The organism is Massilia sp. P2_C2 (genome assembly GCF_056404615.1).
Genome location: NZ_JBFUDR010000381.1, coordinates 1 through 5081 on the forward strand (window position 1 = coordinate 1; position 5081 = coordinate 5081).

Here is a 5081-nt window from a genome sequence, read left to right on the forward strand (position 1 = left end):
GCGCCATGCACGATCTCGGCAAAGGGCACGCGCTCCAGCTTCAGGTCGATCTTGCCGCGCGTGATGCGCGACACTTCCATCAGGTCGTCGACGAGGCGCACCATCTGGCGCACCTGGCGCCCGACCATCTCGACGACACGGTCGGACTGGCGCCGGCCGTCCGGACGGCGCATCAGCTGCACGGCATTGCTGATCGGGGCCAGCGGGTTGCGCAATTCGTGGGCCAGGGTCGCCAGGAACTCGTCCTTGCGGCGATCGGCCTCCTTCAGCGCCTCCTCGGCCTGGACGGCCCCCGTGATGTCGAGCGAGATGCCGACGTAGCCACGGTGTTCTCCCTCGCCCGAATGCCAGGGCGAGACGTGGGATTCGAACCAGTGCCAGCTGCCGTCGCGCACCATCGTGTGGATGCGCTGGGTAAAGGCGCCGCGCATGCGGATGGCGTCGTACACGTCGCGCAGGTAGGCGTCCATGTCGTGCGGCCGCTTGATGCTCTTCCAGCCCCGGTTGCCCTGCTCCACTGCGGAACCGGGCAGCTGGACGTCCGTCACGCAACGCTGGTTCAGGTAGATGACGTTGCCGTCCGCGTCGAACTGGTAGACGAGCGCGGGCGAGGCGTCGGCCAGCGCGCGGAACCGGCCCTCGCTTTCGCGCAAGGCGTCCTCGGCGCGCTTGCGCACCGTGATGTCATGGAACAGGATCGCCACCCGCGGCACCTGGCGCCCGCCCACCGGGTAGACGAAGAAGTCGTACCAGCTGGCCAGCGGCTGCGAGAAACATTGCGAGCGGCTCGACACGCCCGTGCGCACGACCTGGGCGCAGGCATCCAACCAGCACGGCTCGTGCTCGGGACGCATGCGCAGGACGCCCGGGCCGACATAGGCGATGCTCGCCATGCGCACGGCGGCCGGGTTCGCTTCCGCGTAATCGAGGCCGACGGGCCGGCCGTCGTCGTCGAAGCGCACGGTCGCGAGCAGGAAGCCCTCGTCCATCGCCTCGAACAACATGCGGTAGCGGCGCTCGCTTTCGGCCAGCGCGGCCTGCGTGCGGCGGCGCTCGTCGACGTCGATGTGCATGCCGACCCACTTGCGGACGCTGCCGTCGCGGTTGAACAGCGGCGCGGCGCGCGCATTGGTCCAGCACCAACCGCCGGCCGCCGTCTGCACCCGGAACTCGGCGTTCAGCGGCCGCCGCGTGCCGACGGCCGCGCGCCATTCGCGCAGCGCGTAGGCACGGTCGTCCGGGTGCACGGCATCGATCCAGCCGACGCCCAGCGATTGCGCCTCGGGCTGTCCCGTGTACGCCGTCCAGCCGGCCGAGCCGGCGACGACGCGCCCGTGCGCATCCGTCTCCCACACGGTCTGTGCGAAGCCCTCGACCATCGCGCGGAAGCGCTCCTCGCTTTCCGCCAGGCGCGCTTCCGTTTCCTTGTTCTCGGTGACGTCGATGACGAACAGCACGCAGCGCGACTCCATGCCCGAGCCCCAGATGCGCGCAGGCGCGAACAGGCCCCACCAGCGGGTACCGTCCTTGCGCGTCATCTGCTTGGTGCAAGGCAGCGTGACGCCATGCTCCACCAGGTCGCGCAGCGCGCGCGCCGACACCTCCCGGAACTCGGGCGGCGTCATGTCGCGCCAGTTCGGCATGGCCTGCAGTTCGGCGCGCGTATAGCCCGTCATCCGCTCGAACGCCGCGTTGACGTCGCGCACGGTGCCGTCGATGTCGAAATACAGCACGCCGACGGTGCCGATGCTGAGGGTGGCGTCGATCAGGGCCTTGTGCTCGCGCAGCAGGCGCTCGGCCGCGCGGCTTTCCTCGACCTCGCGCTCCAGGTGCTCCTTGCTTTCGAGGACGGGACGCAGCCTTTCCTCCACCTTGCGCTCGATCCCGCCGCCGGCMTGGTGGGCGGCCGCGACGAACGGGGCGCAGGCGCGCAGCAGCCGCAGGTCGTCGAAGTCGAAGCGCGCGCCGCTGCCCTCGGCCAGCACGACGATCAACGCCCCGGCAGGAAAGCCGCGCACGCGCCAGGGCACGCCGAGGCATTCGCCCGGCGCCAGGCCGCTGGCGCGCACCGACGGGAACGCGGTGGCGGGGTGATCGAACAGGACGGCGCCGTCGGTCTGGATGGCGACGCCGCACGGACAGTCGTCCAGCGCCCAGCGCCCGCCCTGCGGTCCGGCCGGCGCACCGGAGACGACGCACCAGCGCAGCATGTCGCCGCCGTCCATCGGGCCCTGTTCGCGGCCCGCCCCCGCTTCGGACTCGGGCCCCTGCGGCGGCCCGGCAGCGCCCTCGCGCACTGCGACGACGACGGTGTCGGCGCCGCACAGCGCGCGCACGGCGTCGGCCAGGCGCTGCAGCGTGTCCTCGGGGGCATCGGCCAGGATCTGGGCCAGCCCGGCCAGCGCAGCGCTTTCCGCCGCCGGGTCGTGCATCGCGAGGTGCGCCGGGCGGCCGCGCAGGATCGCTTCCACGACGGCGTCGTCGCGGACTCCGGTCGGTGCGTCAGGTGTCGAGTCGGCCATGATTGTCGATTATTGGTTGCCTACGGCCTGCCACCCGAGATTACTTGACAATCCGATCACTGCCAACCGGATTTCAATCGTGCTCGCCACGTTTAACAATATTTAAAGAAATCCGCGCCGACGGGTAATGAAATCCTGCAGAGCCCGTCAAATGGCCTGATCTGCACGGCAAGACATGCAGCCCGCCATATAAAGGCGATCGTGATGACACGACGTGGCGCACCAAAGATTGCAATCACAAGCAATATAACAGGTACCGCCGCGCTCGCTACTCCACATTGGCAAAACGTTTTGTCTTGTTGCAAACYGGAAATATGTTATAGTCGACAACTCCTGCCGGGCGTTCCGCCGGCGCAACGTCAACGACCATGGTCCGTCCACTCATCGTCCGCTTCGCTCCGGCCGTCCTGGCCGGTCTGTTCGCCGCCGGCGCCGCGCGCGCCGGCGACACACCGGTCTATCGCTTCTCGCCGGTGAACCAGTACAACCTGCAGGTCTCGGCCGGTTTCTGGAACCCGATCATCGGTTACGTGTCGCGCAGGAGCGGGGTGCCGCTGGACCTCAAGCTGGGCCGCACGCAGGCCGACACGACCAGCTACGTGTTCGCGCGCGAGGTCGACTTCGCGTTCACGAATCACCTGTTCACCCCGGCGCGCGCGCGGATGGGCTGGACCGTGTTCGGCCGGCGCGACGGGCCGCCGCTGCAGGGACAGATCGTCGTGCCCGCCGATTCGCCCGTCCGCAGCCTCGCAGACCTGGCCGGCGCCCCCGTCGCCTTCCCGGGACCGGAAGCGGTCGTCGCCTACAAGGTGGCCTACGCGGAATTGTTGCGCCAGCACGTCCCCGTCAACGTCATTTTCGCGAGCAACATGGACGGTGCGTTCACCCAGCTGTTCGCCGGCAAGGTCAAGGCGGCTGGCGCGAATTCCAAGCTGGTGCAGCACTACAGCGGGCGCGAGCGCAAATCGTTCCGCGTGCTGTGGAGTTCGGAGCCGTTCACCGACCTGGCACTGATGGCCTCGCCGCGGGTGCCGGCCGACCAGGTGCATGCCGTCGCCCAGGCGTTCTTTGACATGGACAAGGATCCGGAAGGCCGCCGCATCCTCGCGGCCGCCGCGGCGCTCGTGCATGCCGCCGAGCCCCTGTCGTTCGTCGCCGCCAGCGACGCCGACTATGCCGGCTACCGCGCGTTCTACGCGGATGCGCCGCTGGCCGTGCGCTGACAGCCGCCGCGATGATGCCGCTCCGCCCATCCTTCCGTCCGCGGCCCCTACCGTCGCCAGCGGCGCTGCTGGCGCGCCTGTTGCCGCGTTCCCTCGTCGGCCGCGTGTTCACCGTGACCACCCTCACGCTGCTGCTGTCGATGGGCACGGGACTGGGACTGTTCTACCGCTACCAGTTCATGCAGCATATCGAAGAGACGCAGGACACCGCGATGACCCTCGTCGAGGTGGCCACGCAGACGATCGAGGACAGCGCCGTGATCGGCGACTACGACACGGTCAAGCGCACGCTGGGCCGGATGCTGCTGCAGTCGCCGTTCCGGCGCGCCGAGTTCATCGACGTGGCCGGCGGCGCGATCCGCGTCGACGCGCCACGTGTCACGCGCGGGCTGGCGCCCGCGTGGCTGACGACCCTCATCGCCGCCAAGCTGTACGACGTCAACCGCATCGCCACCGTGGGCGGCAAGGACTATGGCGTCGTGCGCCTGCAGTTCGACGCGGACAAGCTGGCCGCCCAGCTGTGGAACTTCGTGCTGGAAACGGCCGGGGTGGCGTTCGTCGTGCTGGTCGCGAGCCTGCTGCTGATGCGGACCCTCGTGCGCGGCTGGCTCGACAACCTGGGCCGCCTGCGCTCGTTCGAGAACGACGTGACGGCCGGCCGCATCACGGCGGAGGCGGCGCTGCTGGCCGACGCCCCGACCGAGATCCAGGAAGCGATCCGCGCCGTCAACCGCAGCGCTGCCAGCCTGCGCGACCAGTTCGGCCAGCGCATCGATTCGCTGATGAACTCCCTCGTGCAGCACAAGAGCGCGCTGGACCAGGCCGCGATCGTGTGCGAGGCCGACGCCGCCGGCATCATCAATGGCGTGAACGACCTGTTCGTGACGAGCAGCGGCTTCACCCGCCCCGAGGTCGTGGGCCAGCGCCTGGGCGACGTCGGCCGTCCGGCCGGCGCGCGCCTGCCCTGGCAGCCGTCCGACCGCGTATGGAATGGCGAAGTCGTGATCGCCGGGCGCCATGGCCGGCGCCACTGGTACCGCACCATCGTGCCGATGTTCGATGCCAGGGGCGCCGTCGAGCGCTATATCTGCATCGACATCGACATCACGGAGCGCAAGGATTTCGAGCGTGCCATCGTCGAGAACGCGCAGCGCCAGACCCTGATCGCGGAACTCGGGCGCAAGGCGCTGGCCGCGAACGACCTCGACGAACTGTTCCAGGACGCGGCCGATGCCGCCGCGCGCGGCCTCGGCGCGCCCTGCGCCGCGCTGTTCGAGGCCGTACAGGACGGCATGCTGCTGCGCGCGGGCGCCGGCCGGCTGGCCCAGGTCACGGG

General features: G+C 69.5%; 3 protein-coding genes. 2 read left to right on the plus strand and 1 reads right to left on the minus strand.

Going from position 1 to position 5081, the window contains the following annotated elements; genetic code table 11:
- The coding region (locus AC1DYX_RS27560; RefSeq protein ID WP_477264841.1) for a PAS domain-containing sensor histidine kinase at positions 1-2522 on the minus strand (2522 nt) is incomplete at its 3' end.
- A 368-nt stretch (positions 2523-2890) separates the two neighbouring features.
- On the opposite strand from AC1DYX_RS27560, the gene AC1DYX_RS27565 reads away from it, so the two are divergent.
- Together AC1DYX_RS27565 and AC1DYX_RS27570 are read left to right on the plus strand one after the other, a co-directional pair.
- Positions 2891-3745, plus strand: coding sequence for a phosphate/phosphite/phosphonate ABC transporter substrate-binding protein (locus AC1DYX_RS27565; protein WP_477264843.1), 855 nt, complete (start codon positions 2891-2893; stop codon positions 3743-3745).
- An 11-nt stretch (positions 3746-3756) separates the two neighbouring features.
- The coding region (locus tag AC1DYX_RS27570; RefSeq protein WP_477264845.1) for a PAS domain-containing protein at positions 3757-5081 on the plus strand (1325 nt) is incomplete at its 3' end.

Excerpts from the sequence above, each read along its gene's own strand:
- AC1DYX_RS27565 (WP_477264843.1), top strand. The coding sequence starts at position 2,891 with ATGGTCCGTCCACTCATCGTCCGCTTCGCTCCGGCCGTCCTGGCCGGT.